The sequence below is a fragment of the Actinomycetospora atypica genome (assembly GCF_042653685.1).
Lineage (GTDB): Bacteria > Actinomycetota > Actinomycetes > Mycobacteriales > Pseudonocardiaceae > Actinomycetospora > Actinomycetospora atypica.
Window position 1 is genome coordinate 84,970 of record NZ_JBHSIV010000008.1, and the last position, 16,730, is coordinate 101,699.

Annotated in this window: 15 protein-coding genes and 1 pseudogene; 9 read left to right on the forward strand and 7 right to left on the reverse strand. The window is 74.0% G+C overall.

What is annotated here, in order from left to right; genetic code table 11:
* Positions 1 to 59 precede the first annotated feature (59 nt).
* Genes ACFPBZ_RS09875 through ACFPBZ_RS09885 form a run of 3 tightly spaced genes read left to right on the forward strand, consistent with a single transcriptional unit; the run spans position 60 to position 3,348 of the window.
* Positions 60 to 1,490 (forward strand): MFS transporter, encoded by a 1,431-nt coding sequence (locus ACFPBZ_RS09875; RefSeq protein ID WP_378035992.1) that lies wholly within the window; start codon positions 60 to 62, stop codon positions 1,488 to 1,490.
* Positions 1,487 to 1,909: an ACT domain-containing protein gene (locus tag ACFPBZ_RS09880; RefSeq protein WP_378035867.1), complete on the forward strand. Its 423-nt coding sequence runs from the start codon at positions 1,487 to 1,489 to the stop codon at positions 1,907 to 1,909. The genes ACFPBZ_RS09875 and ACFPBZ_RS09880 overlap by 4 nt, the downstream gene beginning before the upstream one ends.
* Positions 1,906 to 3,348 carry a glucose-6-phosphate dehydrogenase gene (locus ACFPBZ_RS09885; RefSeq protein ID WP_378035868.1) on the forward strand — a complete coding sequence of 481 codons (1,443 nt, stop codon included), beginning with the start codon at positions 1,906 to 1,908 and terminating at the stop codon, positions 3,346 to 3,348. Before ACFPBZ_RS09880 ends, ACFPBZ_RS09885 begins: the two co-directional genes overlap by 4 nt.
* Here ACFPBZ_RS09885 and ACFPBZ_RS09890 read toward each other — a convergent pair.
* Both ACFPBZ_RS09890 and ACFPBZ_RS09895 read right to left on the reverse strand, forming a co-directional pair.
* Entirely contained in the window at positions 3,345 to 4,343 is a 999-nt protein-coding gene (locus tag ACFPBZ_RS09890; protein ID WP_378035869.1) for an aminotransferase class V-fold PLP-dependent enzyme, read from the reverse strand. The two genes, ACFPBZ_RS09885 and ACFPBZ_RS09890, sit on opposite strands and share 4 nt — an antisense overlap.
* A 40-nt stretch (positions 4,344 to 4,383) precedes the next feature.
* The gene (locus tag ACFPBZ_RS09895) at positions 4,384 to 4,908 is read right to left on the reverse strand and encodes a hypothetical protein (protein ID WP_378035870.1); all 525 of its coding nucleotides are present in this window, start codon (positions 4,906 to 4,908) and stop codon (positions 4,384 to 4,386) included.
* Between the two features lie 45 nt (positions 4,909 to 4,953).
* Between ACFPBZ_RS09895 and ACFPBZ_RS09900 the strand changes: the two genes are divergently transcribed.
* Both ACFPBZ_RS09900 and ACFPBZ_RS09905 read left to right on the forward strand, forming a co-directional pair.
* Positions 4,954 to 6,312, forward strand: coding sequence for a TrkH family potassium uptake protein (locus ACFPBZ_RS09900; RefSeq protein WP_378035871.1), 1,359 nt, complete (start codon positions 4,954 to 4,956; stop codon positions 6,310 to 6,312).
* On the forward strand, positions 6,305 to 6,964 hold the full coding sequence (locus ACFPBZ_RS09905) for a potassium channel family protein (RefSeq protein ID WP_378035872.1): 660 nt from the start codon (positions 6,305 to 6,307) through the stop codon (positions 6,962 to 6,964). Before ACFPBZ_RS09900 ends, ACFPBZ_RS09905 begins: the two co-directional genes overlap by 8 nt.
* A 10-nt stretch (positions 6,965 to 6,974) precedes the next feature.
* Here the strand turns inward: ACFPBZ_RS09905 and ACFPBZ_RS09910 are convergent, their stop codons facing one another.
* Complete coding sequence (locus ACFPBZ_RS09910) at positions 6,975 to 7,310, reverse strand: bifunctional 3-phenylpropionate/cinnamic acid dioxygenase ferredoxin subunit (RefSeq protein WP_378035873.1); 336 nt, start codon at positions 7,308 to 7,310, stop codon at positions 6,975 to 6,977.
* Positions 7,311 to 7,547: 237 nt separating this feature from the next.
* Here ACFPBZ_RS09910 and ACFPBZ_RS09915 point away from each other — a divergent pair, with 237 nt between their 5' ends.
* Positions 7,548 to 8,981: an MFS transporter gene (locus ACFPBZ_RS09915; protein ID WP_378035874.1), complete on the forward strand. Its 1,434-nt coding sequence runs from the start codon at positions 7,548 to 7,550 to the stop codon at positions 8,979 to 8,981.
* Between the two features lie 34 nt (positions 8,982 to 9,015).
* Here the strand turns inward: ACFPBZ_RS09915 and ACFPBZ_RS09920 are convergent, their stop codons facing one another.
* A complete protein-coding gene (locus ACFPBZ_RS09920; protein ID WP_378035875.1) occupies positions 9,016 to 10,203 on the reverse strand; it encodes an NAD(P)/FAD-dependent oxidoreductase in 1,188 nt (395 codons plus the stop codon).
* 461 nt (positions 10,204 to 10,664) lie between these two features.
* Here ACFPBZ_RS09920 and ACFPBZ_RS09925 point away from each other — a divergent pair.
* Together ACFPBZ_RS09925 and ACFPBZ_RS09930 are read left to right on the forward strand one after the other, a co-directional pair.
* Positions 10,665 to 11,804 (forward strand): annotated as a pseudogene (locus ACFPBZ_RS09925) (aromatic ring-hydroxylating oxygenase subunit alpha); the annotation flags it as partial.
* Between the two features lie 411 nt (positions 11,805 to 12,215).
* Positions 12,216 to 13,010, forward strand: a complete 795-nt coding sequence (locus ACFPBZ_RS09930) for an IclR family transcriptional regulator (RefSeq protein WP_378035876.1) — start codon at positions 12,216 to 12,218, stop codon at positions 13,008 to 13,010.
* A gap of 18 nt (positions 13,011 to 13,028) precedes the next feature.
* Here the strand turns inward: ACFPBZ_RS09930 and purU are convergent, their stop codons facing one another.
* Positions 13,029 to 13,877: a formyltetrahydrofolate deformylase gene (gene purU / locus ACFPBZ_RS09935; RefSeq protein ID WP_378035877.1), complete on the reverse strand. Its 849-nt coding sequence runs from the start codon at positions 13,875 to 13,877 to the stop codon at positions 13,029 to 13,031.
* A 40-nt stretch (positions 13,878 to 13,917) separates the two neighbouring features.
* Positions 13,918 to 15,291 (reverse strand): L-serine ammonia-lyase, encoded by a 1,374-nt coding sequence (locus ACFPBZ_RS09940; protein WP_378035878.1) that lies wholly within the window; start codon positions 15,289 to 15,291, stop codon positions 13,918 to 13,920.
* A gap of 114 nt (positions 15,292 to 15,405) precedes the next feature.
* Between ACFPBZ_RS09940 and ACFPBZ_RS09945 the strand changes: the two genes are divergently transcribed.
* A complete protein-coding gene (locus ACFPBZ_RS09945; RefSeq protein WP_378035879.1) occupies positions 15,406 to 16,074 on the forward strand; it encodes a GntR family transcriptional regulator in 669 nt (222 codons plus the stop codon).
* Between the two features lie 23 nt (positions 16,075 to 16,097).
* Here ACFPBZ_RS09945 and ACFPBZ_RS09950 read toward each other — a convergent pair whose 3' ends face one another.
* The gene (locus tag ACFPBZ_RS09950) at positions 16,098 to 16,709 is read right to left on the reverse strand and encodes a cyclodeaminase/cyclohydrolase family protein (protein WP_378035880.1); all 612 of its coding nucleotides are present in this window, start codon (positions 16,707 to 16,709) and stop codon (positions 16,098 to 16,100) included.
* Positions 16,710 to 16,730 lie beyond the last annotated feature (21 nt).

Consider the following 16,730-nt stretch of genomic DNA (forward strand, 5'->3'; position numbering starts at 1 on the left):
GCGTGGGCCCCGTGACGGCGAGCGCGGCGACGGGTGACGGCGGAGCCGCGGCGCTGCGGATGGGCACCCCGGCCGGTCGGTGGGTGCTGATCACCACGGTGCTGGGGTCGGGGCTCGCGCTGCTCGACTCGACGGTGGTCAACGTCGCGCTGGAGCGGATCGGGTCGGACTTCGGGGCGTCCTTCGCCGGCCTGCAGTGGACGGTGAACGCCTACACGCTGACCCTCGCCGGGTTCATCCTGCTCGGCGGCTCGCTGGGCGACCGGTTCGGGCGGCGCCGGATCTTCCTGATCGGCGTCGTGTGGTTCGCCGTGGCGTCGGCGCTGTGCGGGTTCGCCCCGTCGATCGAGGTGCTCGTCGCGTCCCGGGCGCTGCAGGGGATCGGAGGCGCCCTGCTCACCCCGGGCTCGCTGGCCCTGATCTCCGCGTCGTTCCACGGCACCGACCGGGCGGCGGCGATCGGGGCGTGGTCGGGGCTCGCGGGCGTCGCGGGGGCGGTCGGTCCGTTCATCGGCGGCTGGCTGGTGGAGTGGAACTGGCGGGCGGTGTTCCTGATCAACCTGCCGCTGGCCGCGGTGGTCCTGGTGGCCGCGGTCCGGCACGTGCCCGAGTCGCGCGACGACCGCGCCGTGCAGCACCTCGACGTCCCCGGGACCGTCCTCGCCCTGCTCGGGCTCGGGGCACTGACGTGGTCGCTCACCGAGGCCGGGTCCGCGGGGGCGTCGACCGCGGTCCTGACGACCGGTGCGGTCGGGCTGGCGGCGCTCGTCGCCTTCGCGCTCGTCGAACGGCGCTCGCGCTCCCCGCTGGTGCCGCCGGACCTGTTCGCCAACCCCCGCTTCACCGCGCTGAACATCGTGACGCTGCTGATGTACGCCGCGCTCGGGGTGCTGTTCGTGCTCCTGGTGCTCCAGCTGCAGGTGGTGGCGGGCTTCTCGCCGCTGGGCGCCGGGGTGTCGACGCTGCCGATCACCCTGGTCATGCTGCTGCTCTCGGCCCGCGCGGGACGCCTGGCGGCGCGGATCGGACCGCGGATCCCGATGACGGTCGGACTCGTGGTGGCCGCGGGCGGCATGCTCCTGCTGACCCGCATCGGGCCCGACGCGTCGTACTGGACCGAGGTGCTGCCCGCGGTCCTCCTGTTCGCGCTCGGCCTCTCGGCGACGGTCGCCCCGCTGACCGCGACCGTGCTCGACGCCGCGGACGACCGCCACGCCGGGGTCGCCTCCGGGGTGAACAACGCGGTGGCCCGCGCGGCCGGGCTGCTCTCCGTCGCGGTCATCCCGGCGGTCTCCGGGATCTCGGGCGCCGACTACACCGACCCGGTCTCCTTCTCCGCGGGCTACCACCGCGCCGTCGTCATCGCGGCCTGCCTGCTGCTGGGGGCGGCCGCGCTCACCCTCGGGCTGGTCCGCACCCCCGCGCGCCCGGAGACGGAGCATCCGCACTCGTGCGACGTCACCGGGCCGCGCCCGCACCCGCCCACGTGAGCGTCGACGACCTGATCGCCCGGATGTCGCCGCGGCTGCGGCCCGGGCGGTACCTCTTCTGCCGCCTTCCCGACGAGGCCCCGGTGCCGGCGGGCGCGGTCGTGACCGTCGCGGAGGACGAGGGGCGGACCGTCGTCGTGCCCGAGGCCGAGGTCCCGGAGGGCGCGCCCGCGGAGTACCCGTGCGCGTGGATCACCCTCGAGGTGCACTCGTCGCTGGACGCGGTGGGGTTCCTCGCCGCCGTGACGGGGGCGCTGGCCGGGGCGGGCCTGAGCGTGAACCCGGTGAGCGGGTTCCACCACGACCACCTGTTCGTGCCGTGGGAGCGCCGCGACGAGGCGATGACGGTGCTGCGTGACCTGGCCGCCGCACCCGCCAGGTGTCAGCAGTCGCGCGGCGGGGGAAGTCAGGGTTCGTGACCGATTCCGGAGCCACGCCCCCCACCGTCTTCGTCCTCTTCGGCGCCAGTGGCGACCTCGCGGCCCGGCTGGTCCTGCCCGCGTTCTACCGCCTCGCGCAGGAGGACCTCCTGCCCGCCGCGTGGCAGCTGATCGGCAGCGGTCGCCGCGAGCTCTCCGACGACGACTTCCGCGACCACGTGCGCTCGAAGCTCGACGAGTTCGGCCCCAAGCCCGAGGACGGGCCGTGGGAGGAGTTCTCGCAGCGGCTGCGCTTCGCGAGCAACGGCTTCTCCGTCGACGACCCGGGCGAGCTGGTCGACGCGGTGGCGCGGGCCGAGGAGGAGCTGGGCGACGGCGACCCCTCGTCGGTCCAGCGCGTGCACTACCTCGGCGTCCCGCCCACCGCCTTCGAGCCGACGACGAACGCCCTCGGCGCCCACGGGCTCGACGAGCGCTCCCGCATCGTCTTCGAGAAGCCGTTCGGCACGTCGCTGGAGAGCTTCCACTCGCTCGACGAGGTCGTGCACGACGTCTACGACGAGTCGGCGATCTACCGGATCGACCACTTCCTCGGCAAGGAGGCGACCCAGCAGCTCCGCGCGCTCCGCTTCGCCAACGGGCTGTTCGGCTCGAGCTGGGACCGCCACCACGTCGCGTCCGTGCAGATCGACGTCCCCGAGACCCTCGACGTCGCCGACCGCGCCGAGTTCTACGACGAGACCGGCGCCGTGCTCGACATGCTCGTCACCCACCTGTTCCAGGTGGCGGCCGAGGTGGCGATGGAGCCGCCGAAGAGCCTCGGGTCCGACGACGTCGCGCAGGCGCGCGCCGACGCGGTGAAGGCGTTCCGGCCCCTCGAGGCCGACGACGTGGTCCGCGGCCAGTTCGCCGGCTACCGCGACATCGACGACGTGCCCGACGACTCCGACACCGAGACCTTCGTGGCCGCCCGGATGTTCGTCGACACCGAGCGCTGGCGTGACGTCCCGTTCCTCATGCGGACCGGCAAGATGATGGCCGAGAGCCACCAGAAGGTCACCCTCGTCATGCGCGACCCCGACGACGGCCCGTACCACGCGAGCGGTACCTCGGGCACCGGCGCGGAGATCCCGGCCCGCGGCAACGTGCTCTGCTTCGACCTCTCCGGCGACGGGGCGCTCGCGCTGTCGATGAACATCGAGGTCCCGGGCAGCCAGTCGGCCCTCGAGACGCAGTGGACCCAGATCAACCTCCACGACGCCGGCGGCGACCCGCTTCCGCCGTACGTCCGGCTGATCCACGACATCCTCATCGGCGACCGCTCGCTGTTCACCCGGCCCGACGGCCTCGAGGAGGTCTGGCACGCGGCCGGCGCCGCCCTCGACGGGACGACGCCGGTGGAGTCCTACGAGCCCGGCTCGTGGGGCCCGGAGTCGGCGCTGCGCCTGGCCGACCCGGTGGGGTGGGCGCTGGGCTAGACCGCGCCCAGCACGAGATCGGCGTCCGCGTCGGTGTTGTAGAGGTGGAAGCCGACCCGGGTCGCCCCGGCCCGGGCGGCACACCGCACCCCGGCGTCGAGCAGCTTTTGCGGGTCGCCGGGGATCGAGACGATCGGGGACCCCGACGGCGGCAGGTCGAGCTCCCGGCGGACCCGGTCGGCCAGCCCCACCGTGTGGTCGCGGACGGCGGCGCGGTCGAGGCCGGCCAGCCACGGCAGGGCGACCGCCGCGCCGACGAACGAGGCCCACGCGGGGGAGACGTCGAGGCGGCGGGCCGTCGGGGCGAGGCGCAGCGGGAGCCCGTAGATCGCGCTCCAGCGGTCCCCGCCCGCGTACCAGCCCGCGGCGCTCGGCGTGATCCGCTCGAGCACGCGGTCGGAGAACGCGGCCCAGGCGCACCCGCGCGGGGAGAGCAGCCACTTGTAGCCGCCGGCCACCACCACGTCGGCGAAGGACAGGTCGGCCGGCAGCCAGCCGAGCGACTGGGTGGCGTCGAGGACGACGACGGCGTCGCTCGCCCGCAGGCCCTCGAGGTCGACCAGCGCCCCGTCGGCGGACTGGGCCACGGACACCGCGACGACCTCGTGCTCACCGGCGCGCTCGGCGATCGTCGCGAGCGGGACCTCGGTGACGACATGGCCACAGGCGGCGAACGGGAAGCTCACGCTGGTGAACTCGCCCTCCGCGACGAGCACCCGGGTGCCGGGCGGGAAGGACGCGGCCACCGGGGCGAGCAGGCCCGAGACCGTCGAGCCGATCGCCACGGCGCCCGCCGGGCAGCCGGTCAGGGCGGCGAAGGCCTCGCGGGTCCGGTCGACCGGGTCGTCCATGGCGGGGACGGCCACGGTGCCGCTCGCCCAGTCGTCGACCCAGCCGCGGACGGCGTCGACGACGTGGCGGGGCGGGACGCCGATCGAGGGTGTGTTCAGGTAGCCGGGGGCGACGTCGAAGTGCGCGCCGAACGCGGTGGTCACGGCCCCGGACGCTAGCCGCCGGACCGCGGGCGGTCGCCTGTCACGGGCGGGGAGGTGGCAGGGCCAGGGTCGCGAGGGCGTCGTCGGCCAGGGCCCGATGGGCGGGGGAGACCCTCCCGTCGTGGAGGTCCTGCACGAACTGGGCCTGGCACTCGACGTCCAGGTCGCGCCACCGCGTCGCTCCGGCGGCCCGCCAGTCGTAGGGCGCCGCGGAGGCCTGCGCGACGAGGGCGTCGACGACGTAGCGCGCCCCGCGGTCGCGGTACTGCCAGACGTGGACGGCCTCGTGGACCAGCACCCCGGGCGACGTGGCGCCCCTGAGGTAGATCGTGGTGCCGAGGGTGACGGGTCGTCGGCTGAGGTCGAGTACGCCGGCGCGGCCGGAGACGACCGTGATCGCGTCGAGGTCGAGCCCGCCCCGGAACACGGCGTCGAGCGTCGTCCGCTCGGTGGCCGTGAGTTCCCGACGAGAGTCGTGGAGGCGCGGGAGCCGCGCCGACGCGGTCGTCAGGAACCGGGCGGCGGCGATGACGGCGGTCCCGACGACGCCGGCGACCGTCGGCATCACGATCACCTCGTCTCTTCTGTCCGGATCGGGTATGAGGTGCCGATGAAGACACGCCGTCGGGCCCGGGGCCAGGCGCCCCGTCCGGGCAGCCCCGGTCAGATCATCGCCCTGGCGTTCGCGGCGGGCATCGCGGTGGGGTCGGGGCTCCTGCTGCTGCCGATGGCCACGGCGAACGTGCAGCCCGGCGCGAGTGCGCTGGACAGCGTCTTCACCGCGACCTCCGCCCTGTGCGTCACGGGCCTCGTCGTCGTGGACACCGCGACCCACTGGTCGACCTTCGGTCACGTCGTGATCCTCGGGCTCATGCAGGTGGGCGGCCTGGGCATCATGACCGTGGCGTCCCTGCTGGTGGTGCTGGTCTCGCGCCGGCTGGGGCTGCGGGCCCGGCTGGTGGCGCAGGCGCAGTCGGGCAACCTGGACGCGAGCGACGTCCGCCGGGTGCTGCGCAACGTCGTGCTGTTCAGCGTGGTGGGGGAGGCGGTGACGGCGGCGCTGCTGGCGGGGCGGCTCGCCCTCGGCTACGGCGCCCCGGTGGGGGAGGCGCTGTGGGAGGGCGTGTTCCTCTCGGTCTCGGCGTTCAACAACGCCGGGTTCGTGCTGCGCACCGAGGGGATGGCGGGCTTCGTCGGGGACCCGTGGATGCTCGTGCCGGTCGCGCTGGCCGTCGTGGTGGGCGGCCTGGGCTTCCCCGTCATCTTCGAGCTGGTGAAGTCGTGGCGGCCCCGGTCCTGGTCGACGACCACCCGGATCACCGTGATCACCTCGCTGGGGCTGCTGGTCATCGGCACCGCGCTGCTGACCGCCCTCGAGTACGGCAACCCGGCGACGCTGGGGCCGATGGGTGTCGGCGGGAAGCTCCTGACGGGCTTCTTCTCGGCCGTCATGCCGCGCAGCGGCGGCTTCAACGTCGTCGACGTGGGCCGCATGACGCCGGAGACGTGGCTGGCGACCGACGTGCTGATGTTCATCGGCGGCGGGAGCGCCAGCACCGCCGGGGGCATCAAGGTGACCACGTTCGGCCTGCTGGCCGTGGTGCTGTGGGCCGAGATGCGCGGCGAGCCCGACGTGGACGTCGGCCGGCGCCGCATCCCGGTGTCGAACCAGCGCCAGGCCCTCGCCGTGGCCCTGCTGGGCGTGGGGCTCGCGATGGCGTCGACCTTCGCGCTGCTCGGTCTCTCCGACGAGGACCTCGACCGCGTGATCTTCGAGGTCCTCTCCGCCCTCGGCACGGTCGGGCTCTCCACCGGCATCACCGCGAACCTGCCGCCCGCGGGGCAGATGCTGCTGATCCTGCTGATGTTCGTGGGCCGGCTCGGACCGCTGGCGCTGGCTTCCGCGCTGGCGCTGCGCGGCCGGCCCCGTCACTATCGACGCCCCGAGGAGAGGACGATCATTGGGTGACACCGGCCATGAGCCCGTGGTGGTGATCGGCCTCGGACGCTTCGGGTCCGCCCTGGCCGTCGCGCTCGAGGAGCAGGGCACCGAGGTGCTGGCGATCGACAACTCCGACAAGCGGGTCCAGGGCCTGTCGGCCCGGCTGACCCAGGCGGTCACGGCCGACTGCACCGACATCGAGGCGCTCCAGCAGCTCGGCGTGGGCGAGTTCCACCGGGCCGTCGTCGCCATCGGCGACCACCTCGAGGACAGCATCCTGGTGACCTCGCTGCTCGTCGACCTCGGCGTCCCCGACATCTGGGCCAAGGCCACCAGCACCCACCACGGGAAGATCCTCGAGCGCCTCGGCGCCCACCACGTGGTGTTCCCCGAGAAGGACATGGGCCAGCGGGTGGCCCACCTCGTCTCGGGCAACGTGCTCGACTACCTCCAGGTCGACCGCGACTTCGCCCTGGCCAAGCTCCGCCCGCCGAAGGAGATCCTCGGCGTCCCCCTCGCGGAGTCGACGATCCGCAGCAAGCACGGCGTCACGGTCGTCGCGGTGAAGAAGGGCGACGGTCCGTTCACCTACGCGACGAACGAGACCGTCGTGGAGCGTGGGGACGTCATCCTCGCCGTCGGCCCCAACGCCGACATCGAGCACCTCGTCGACGACTGACGTCCCGGGCTCACTCCGCCGGGGCGAGCACCCGGCCGCCGACGCGCACCGACTCCTGCACGTAGACCGACCCGTCCTCGACGGTGACGGTGTGGGTCATGACCGGCTTCTTCGCCGGCGGGCCGCTGGGCTGACCGGTGCGCAGGTCGAAGCACGCCGCGTGCAGCGGGCACTCGACCGCGCAGCCCTCGATCCAGCCGTCCGACAGCGACGCGTCCTGGTGCGTGCAGGTGTCGTCGATGGCGTAGAGCTCGCCCTCGACGTTGAACACCGCGATCGCCACCGTGCCCTCGACCCGCGCCGACTCCCCGTCCGGGATGTCCGCCAACTCGCCGACGTAGATCATGCTGACTCCTGTTGCGTACTACGCGCCCTGTCTTGCTATCCGCAACGACAGCGTGACTGTCCACGAGTTCCTCGTCAAGCGGTGCACGCCGTGTTAACGCGCCCGACTCTTGCCACCGCTTCCCGCTATTGGTATGCCACTGATATGTCAGAGCAGCCCACCGAGGGGCCGTGACCCGGGTGCCACACTGCTCGGGTCGCGACCCCGCCGTTCGGCCGCGGGCTCGGGGGTGAGGGCATGACGGACCGGGCGCAGCCGTGGCGTCGGCGCGGGGCGCCGCCCGCGATCGAGGGCGAGCACACGCTGCGGCGCGCGGCCGCCGCCGCGGCGATCGGGAACGTCGCCGAGTGGTACGACTTCGGGCTCTACTCCTACCTCGCCGGGGCCGTGCTCAGCCGGGTCTTCTTCCCCGACGCCGGCCCGTGGGCGGCCGTCTACACGCTGGGGGCCTTCGCCGCAGCCTTCGTCATGCGCCCGCTCGGCGGGTTCGTCTTCGGGCCGCTGGGGGACCGGATCGGGCGGACGAAGGTCCTGTCCGTGACGGTCGTGCTGATGGCGGCCGCGACGCTGATGCTGGGGCTGGTGCCGAGCCACGGCGCCATCGGGATCGCCGCCCCGATCCTGGTGCTGGCGATCCGGATGCTCCAGGGGTTCTCCGCCGGCGGCGAGTACACCGGCGCCCTGACCCTCATCGCCGAGTACGCCCCCGACCGGCGCCGCGGCTTCTTCGGCAGCTGGCTGGAGTTCGGCACCCTGACCGGCTACACGCTGGGGGCGGGGGCCAGCGCCCTGGTCATCGCCGTCCTTCCCGACGACGCCCTGCTCGCCTGGGGCTGGCGCCTGCCCTTCATGCTCGCCCTGCCGCTGGGGATCACCGGCATCTACCTGCGGCTGCGCCTCGAGGACACCCCGGCGTTCCGCCAGCTCATGGAGCGGTCGCCGGCCCTGTCGACGATGCCGCTGCGGCGCGCCCTGCGCATCGTCCTGGTCCGCTACCGCCGCGGCGTGGTGGTCGCCGGCGGGCTCGTCGTGGCCTGGAACGTGGCGAACTACGTGATGACGAGCTACGTCCCGACCTATCTGACCAGCACCCTCGTCGAGTACGGGGAGGCCGGCACGGGGACCGCGGTCTCGACGCTCCTGCAGGTGGTCGTGATGCTCTCGATGCTCGCCGTGATCACCAGCCTGGGTCGCCTGTCCGACCGCGTCGGGCGGCGCCCGGTCCTCATGACCGGGAGCATCGCCCTCATCGTGTTCGGGCTGCCCTCGGTGTGGCTGCTGCGCCAGGGCATCGTCGGGCAGCTCGGCGGGCTGATGCTCATGGGCGCCGCGCTGGTCTGCTTCGCGGCGGTCGCGCCCTCGACGCTGCCCGCGGTGTTCCCCACGCTGGTGCGCTACGGCGGGCTGGCCCTGACCTTCAACGTCGCGGTGTCGGTGTTCGCGGGCACCGCGCCGACCGCGATCGCCGCGGCCACCACGGCCACGGGGAACCTCGACTGGGCCGGGTACGCGCTGGTCGCGGCCGGTGTCGTCGGGGTGGTCAGCGTGTGGTTCCTGGAGGAGAGCGCGGGCCGGCCCCTGGCCGGGGCCGCCCCGCTCGCCTCGAGCGCCGAGCTGCCCCCGCCGGAGCGCTCGCCCGACGGGGTCTACCTGGAGCACCCCCGGCCCTGAGCGGGCCGGGCCGGGGGGCGGGCCGGGGGTCGGCTCAGGCGCTCCGGCCGGGCCGGGGGAGCTCGCTGCGGCGCAGCCGGGCGAACATCTTCGGCTCGGCCATCGCGAACAGCCCGGTGGTCGTGCCGGCCGCGTCGGTGTACCGGGCGACGAACCGGCGGTCGGCCACGGCGCCGTGGACGACCTCGACGTCGTCGTCGCGCGAGGGGTGGCCCGCGAGCTGGAGCATCCGCCCGTACTGCTCGGACCAGACGTAGCCGGTCGGTGCGACGGTGGTCGTCGTCGTGCCCGCGAGCAGGTTGCCCGCCGCCACGGCGGCCTGCTCCCCGGCGCTGGTCCAGTGCTCGTGGCGGTGGGACACCGCGCCGCGGGTCCAGCGGGCCACGTCGCCGACGGCCACCACGGTGGGGACGTCGGTGACCATCCCGGCGTCGGTGACGACGCCGTTGTCGACCTTCAGGCCGGAGCCCTCCAGCCACGCGGTGTTCGGGACGATCCCCACGCCCACCAGGACGACGTCCGCGGGCAGGGTGCGCCCGTCCCCGAGCTCCACCCCGGTGACCCGACGGCCGGTGGCGGTCGAGGAGGTGGCGAGCCCGGCCACGGCCGTGCCCGCGTGCAGCGTCGTGCCGTGCTCGGCGTGCAGGTCGACGCAGGTGCGGGCGATCGTCGCCCCGAGCGCGGGGGCGAGGGGGAGCTCGAGACCGTCGAGCACGGTGACCTCCAGGCCCAGCGCCCGGCAGGTGGACGCGACCTCGGCGCCGATGAACCCCGCGCCGATGATCACCACCCGCGGGTTCCGGCCCAGGTCCTCGCGCAGGGCGCGGGCGTCGTCGAGCGTGCGCAGGGTGTGCACGCCCTCGATCCCCCCGGTCCCGGGCAGGCGGCGGGCGGTGCCGCCGGTGGCGACGACGACCCCGTCGGCCGGGACCGCGGCGCCGCCGGCGAGCACGACCTGGCCGCCCGCGGCGTCGAGCGACTCCGCGCGGGTGCCCGGACGGAGGTCCAGGTCGAGGTCGGCGAGGTCGTCGTCGTCGAGCAGCGCGAGGTCGGCCTCGTCCTGGCGGCCCTCGAGGAACGCCTTCGACAGCGGGGGCCGGTCGTAGGGGCGGTGGTCCTCCTCGCCGAGCAGCACCAGGCGGCCCCCGAAGCCCGCCGTGCGCAGGGCCTGGGCGGAGCGGACGCCGGCCAGCGACCCGCCCACGATCACGATGGTCTTCACGGGGTCTCCTCGACACGCACGTCGGTGGCGGGAGGAGCGGCCTCCCGGGGCGGCGGGGGAGGGCCCCCGCGGAGTCGGACGGATCCGGCAGGTCGAGCCATGGGCTCGCTCCTCGTCTCGCTGCGGGGGCCGCGCGGGCGGGTGGGCGACGACGCGCGACGTTGCGACAGGCGCACAGGGGCTGCTTCATGCGCAACACGAACCGTGAAAGACGGCGGTCGGCTTGTCAAGGGGCGCACGCGGGAGCCCGCCGGGCGCAGCCCGACGGATCTCACCGCCGCGACGCCCGCCCAGCTCTTGACAGGGGTCGGGCCGGTCGGGGAGCGTCTTCGTTGCGTAATGAGAGCACAGTTGCTTCATTCGCAACATACTCAGCAGTAGCGGGACGCGAACCGTTCCGCGAGCCCGGCGCCCGACCCGTCGGCCCGACCGACGACGCGCCATCCCGAGGAGCCCGGATCATGACCACAGGCGAGTCCGTCCCCCCGATCTCCGGGACGCAGCGCCCGGCGAGCCTGCGGGAGACGCTCCCGGGGCGGTACTACACCGACCCGGCGATCTTCGCGGCCGAGCAGGAGCGGATCTTCGAGACCGGCTGGTTCTGCGCGGTGCTCGCCACCGACATCCCGACGGCCGGCGCCTTCGAGACCGTCCAGGTGGGGCGCGAGAGCGTGATCGTCTCCCGGGGGCGCGACGGCGCGGTGAACGCCTACCTCAACGTCTGCCGGCACCGGGGCGCGCGCCTGTGCACCGAGGAGAAGGGCTCGGTCCGCCGGTCCTTCCAGTGCCCCTACCACGCCTGGACCTACGGCCTCGACGGCAAGCTCATCACCGCGCCCAACCTCGGGGACATGCCCGACGTCGACCGCGTCGAGTACGGCCTGAACCGGGTCGCGGTCCGCGAGTGGCTGGGCTACGTGTGGCTCTGCCTGGCCGAGGAGCCGCCCTCGTTCGACGACACGGTGGTCGCCGACGTCGCCGCGCGCCTGGGCTCGCCCGACGCGATCGTCGGCTACCAGGTCGCCGACCTGAAGCTGGGCCGGCGGATCGAGTACGACGTGGCGGCGAACTGGAAGCAGATCGTCGAGAACTTCATGGAGTGCTACCACTGCGCGACGATCCACCCCGAGCTGACCGAGGTGCTCCCGGAGTTCGCCAACGGCTTCGCCGCGCAGTACTTCGTCGGGCACGGGGCGGAGTTCGGCGACGAGGTCCGCGGGTTCACCGTCGACGGGTCCGAGGGGCTCGAGCGCCTCCCCGGGATCGCCGAGGACCAGGACCGCCGCTACTACGCGATCACCGTCCGCCCGCAGGTGTTCATCAACCTCGTGCCCGACCACGTGGTCTTCCACCGCATGTTCCCCCTGGGGCCCGACCGCACCGTCGTGCGCTGCGACTGGCTCTACCTCCCCGGCGTCGTCGACTCCGGCGCCGACATCGACCGCTCGGTCGAGCTGTTCCACCGGGTCAACCAGCAGGACTTCGACGCCTGCGAGCGCTGCCAGCTCTCGATGGGCTCGCGGTCCTACGCCCGCGGCGGCGTGCTGGTGCCCAGCGAGCACCACATCGGCGAGTTCCACGACTGGGTGCGCGAGCGCGTCGAGCAGCACCCGACGCACACGGCGCCCACCGCGGCGCCCGTCGTCCCGGCCCCCGTCGAGAGCACGCCCGAGGAGCACCCCGTGACCGCCGCCGCAGACGACCCCGCGACGCCCCGGACCGACGAGTCCGCGCGGTACGACGAGGCCTTCCGCGTCGCCGACGAGCTGGCCGTGCACGGCAGCACCTGCGTCTGCCCCCGCTGCGCCGGCCGGCTGCCGTTCCTGCTGCGCGACCTGGCCGGCGCCATGGACGCCGACGCGTCCTCCTCGCCCGGCGCCTGAGCCCACCGGCTCCCGCCTCTACGGTGGCGACCGGCGTCGACCCCGCCGTCGTCCCCGCCTCCCAGCACGTCCCACGTCCACAGCAGTCGCGGACCGGGCCGTGCCCGACCGTCAGGTGAACCTCCGAGCATGTCCGTCCCCAGCGAGAACCCGACCGGCGCCGGCAAGGTCGGCTCGGTCCAGTCGGTCGACCGCGCGATCACCATCCTCGAGCTCGTCGCGCAGCGGGGGGACGTGGGGATCACCGAGATCGCCGACGAGCTCGGGGTCCACAAGTCGACGGCGTCGCGGCTGGTCACGGCGCTGCAGCGTCGGCAGCTGCTCGAGCAGCGCGGTGAGCGCGGCAAGTACGCCCTGAGCTTCGGGTTGGTCCGCCTCGCGGCCGCGGCCACCGGCCGCCTCGACGTCGCCCGGCTCGGTCAGCCCGTCTGCCAGCGCCTCGCCGAGAGCCTGGGGGAGACCGTCAACCTCGCGGTCAGCGACGGCGAGGTCGGCATCACCGTGGCGCAGGAGTACGGCACGGCCTCGATCATCTCCGAGAACTGGGTGGGGCGGCGGACACCGCTGCACGCCAGCTCGGCGGGCAAGGTCCTGCTGGCCTGGATGGACCCCGACGAGCGCCGGCGCCTGCTGCGCCGCCGGCTCGAGCGGTTCACCGAGGACACGATCACCGGGGTGCCGGAGCTGCGCGTCGAGCTGGCCCGCGTGCTCGACGAGGGCTACGCCCGCTCCTTCGAGGAGCTGGAGGTGGGCATGCACGCCGTGGCCGTCCCGGTGTTCTCCGCCGACGGCACCGTGGGCTCGGCCCTGAGCGCCACCGGCCCCGCCTACCGGCTCCCGCGCCGGCGGGCGCGGGCGATCGTCGGCGAGCTCAAGGAGGGCGCGGCCGAGCTCTCGGCCAAGATGGGCTACCCCGGGCCCTGACGGGGCCCGGGGGTCCGGTCAGCGGAAGACGACCGTGCTGTGCCCGTGGAGCAGGACCCGGTGCTGGCAGTGCCAGCGCACGGCGCGCGACAGGGCGAGCGCCTCGGCGTCGCGCCCGATCATCTGCAGGGCGTGCGGCGCGTGGGTGTGGTCGATCCGGATCACCTCCTGCTCGATGATCGGCCCCTCGTCGAGGTCCGCGGTGACGTAGTGCGCGGTCGCGCCGACGAACTTGACCCCGCGGTCGTAGGCCTGGTGGTAGGGCTTAGCGCCCTTGAAGCCGGGCAGGAACGAGTGGTGGATGTTGATCGCGCGCCCGCGCAGCGCGCTGCAGGTCCGGTCGGAGAGGATCTGCATGTAGCGGGCCAGGACGACGAGCTCGGCGTCGACCTCGTCGATGACGCCCATGAGCGCGGCCTCGGCCTCGTCCTTCGTCGTGGGGGTCACCGGGAGGTGGAAGAAGGGCAGGCCGGCGGCCTCGGCCATGGGACGCAGGGTCTCGTGGTTGGACACCACGCCCACGAGCTCGGCGCCGAGGCCGCCCGAGCGCCAGCGGAAGATCAGGTCGTTGAGGCAGTGGCCCAGCGTCGAGACCATGACGAGCACCCGCACGTCGCGCACGGGGTGGAACTCGTAGTCCATGTCGAAGGCGGCGGCGACCTCGTCGAACCCCTCGGCGATGTCCCCGGGGTCGACGCCGTCCGGCGCCGCGATCTCGGTGCGCATGAACAGCCGGTGGCGGGCCGCGTCGTCGAACTGCTGGTGCTCGACGATGTCGCAGCCGCGGGCGGCGAGATGGCGGCTGACCGCGTGGACGATGCCCGAGCGGTTCGGGCAGCTCAGGGTCAGGGTCGACGATCCGGTCACGGGGTGCTCCTCAGCGGCCGACGGTGCGGCGTTCGGGGGTTCAGCATTCGACGATGTTCAGGGCGAGGCCGCCGCGGGCGGTCTCCTTGTACTTGACCGACATGTCGGCCCCGGTCTCGCGCATGGTCTTGATCGCCTTGTCCAGCGAGACGTGGTGGGTGCCGTCGCCGCGGACGGCGATGCGCGCGGCGGTGATGGCCTTGACCGCGCCGACGGCGTTGCGCTCGATGCACGGGATCTGGACGAGGCCGCCGACCGGGTCGCAGGTCAGGCCCAGGTTGTGCTCGATGCCGATCTCGGCGGCGTTCTCGACCTGCTCGGGGGTGCCGCCGAGGAGCTCGGCGAGCCCGGCGGCGGCCATGGAGCACGCCGAGCCGACCTCGCCCTGGCACCCGACCTCGGCGCCGGAGATCGAGGCGTTCTGCTTGAACAGCATTCCGACCGCACCCGCGGTGAGCAGGAAGCGGACGACGTCGTCGTCGGAGAAGCCGGGCACCACGAGCGCGGCGTAGTGCAGGACCGCGGGGACGATGCCGGCGGCGCCGTTGGTGGGCGCGGTGACCACCCGGCCGCCGGCGGCGTTCTCCTCGTTGACCGCCAGCGCCCAGAGGGCGACGTGGTCCATGGCGTCGGTGGCGCCGCGGGCGGCGGTGTCCTCGGCGAGGCGCGTGCGCATGGCGGCGGCGCGGCGGCGCACCCGCAGGCCGCCCGGGAGCACGCCGGTGGTGTCCGCCCCGCGCTCGACGCACTCCCGCATGACCGCCCAGAGGTGCAGCAGGCGGGCCCGGGTCTCCTGCTCGGGGCGCCAGGTGGCCTCGTTGGCCAGGACGACGTCGCTGATGCGGGGACCGGCCGCGCGGGCGATGCGCACCAGCTCGTCCCCGGTGGCGAACGGGTGCGGGACCGGCACGTCCTCCTCGCGCAGCACCGGCCGGCCGGTCTCGTCCTCGTCGAGCACGAACCCGCCGCCGACCGAGTAGTACTCCCGGCGCTCGACGACGTCCCCCGCGGCGTCGCGGGCGGTGAACACCATGCCGTTGCTGTGGAAGGGGAGGCTCTGCGTGCGGTGCAGGACGACGTCGTCGTCCGGGGAGAACCGCACGGTGTGCTTGCCGGCGAGCAGGAGCGCGCCGGTGGCCCGGACCTCGGCGACGACGGGCCCCGTGGTGGTGGGGTCGACCAGGTGCGGCTGCTCCCCGCCGAGGCCCAGCACCACGGCCGGCACGCTGCCGTGCCCGTGGCCGGTGGCGCCGAGCGAGCCGAAGAGCTCGCAGCGCACGGAGTCGACGCGGTGCAGGACCCCGGAGTCGCGCAGGCGGGCGGAGAACAGGAAGGCCGCACGCATGGGTCCCACGGTGTGGGAGCTGGACGGCCCGATCCCGATCTTGAACAGGTCGAACACCGAGATGGTCATGGAACCCCCGAGCGCTCCGGGTCCGGACTCGACGCGGCAGCGTGCGAGGCAGTTAATATATCAGTCGTGACCACGATGCAGAAGACTGCGCGAGTAGCAGGTACGCTCCGTCCCGTGACCGTTCTTCCGCAGGAGCAGACCTCCCGGGGCCCCCTGTCGCTCTCCGAGCGCGCCTACACGGCCATCCAGGACAAGCTGATCATGTTGGACATCCCGCCCATGGCGCCGATCGACGAGGTCGCCCTGGTGGAGTCGCTGCAGGTCGGCCGGACCCCGGTCCGCGAGGCGCTCAAGCGCCTCGAGGTCGACCGGCTGGTCGTGTCCTACTCCCGGCGCGGCACCTTCGCCACGGCGGTCGACATCACCGACCTCGCCTACATCTCCGAGATCCGGGTCCAGCTCGAGCCCCTGGCCGCCCGGCGCGCCGCGGAGGGCGCCGGCCCGGCCGTCCGGGCCGAGCTGAACGAGCTGGCCGACGCCACGGAGGCGCTCGACGTGCCCGCGCTGACCCGCGACGAGCTCATGCGCTGGGACCTGCGCGTGCACCGGTCGGTCTACCGCGCGGCGGCCAACCCGCACCTCGAGGACACCCTGGTGCGCTACGACAACCTCGCCACCCGCATCTTCTGCCTGTTCCTCGACCGGATGCACGACTTCGTGTCCCACGTCGAGGAGCACGCCGGCCTGCTGCGCACCATCGCCGAGGGCGACGGCGACGGCGCGGCCCGCAAGGCCCGCCAGCACGTCGTCGGGTTCGAGAAGGCCGTCCGCGCGGTCATCTGACCCGGGCCCGGCCGGCACGGGGCTCATCGCACGATCTGCTCCCGCACGGCGGCGGTGACCTTCGCGGCGCGCAGGACGAGGTCGTCGACGGGGTCGAGGGCGTCGAGCAGCTCCTCGCGCACCGCGGGCTCGGTGATCCCGGCGAGGGTCAGCTCGACCTCCACCCGGGCCGTGCCCGCGGCGGCGCGCAGAGCCTCGGCGGCGGCCGCGAGGCCCCCGAGCACGGCGCTGTCCCCGACCGTGCGGAGCGCCTCGGCCTCCGCGAGGGTCCGGTCGGCCACGTCGATCACCGCGGTCGCGACGTGGCCGGCCCCGGTGAGCGCTCCCGCGACGGCCTCGGACCGGGCGTCCTGCTCGGCCTCGGTGGTCATCGGCAGGGCCCGGGCGCGGGCGACGTCGTCCGACGCCCGCTCGTCGGCCTCGGCCAGCTCCAGGGCGAGCTCGCGCAGCCCGTCGCAGGTGTCCCGGGCCCGGGCGACTACGTCGGTGTCGCCGGCCCGGTCGCTGCGGCGCGCGACCATCGCCACCAGGGCCGCCCCCCGGGCGGCGCTCAGCGCCGCCCCGGGGCCGCCGGACGGCGTCGCCGCCCCGGTGGCGAGGTCCTCCAGGAACCGCTCGATGGTCTCGCTGCGCACGCGACGCCTTTCGTGGGGAGG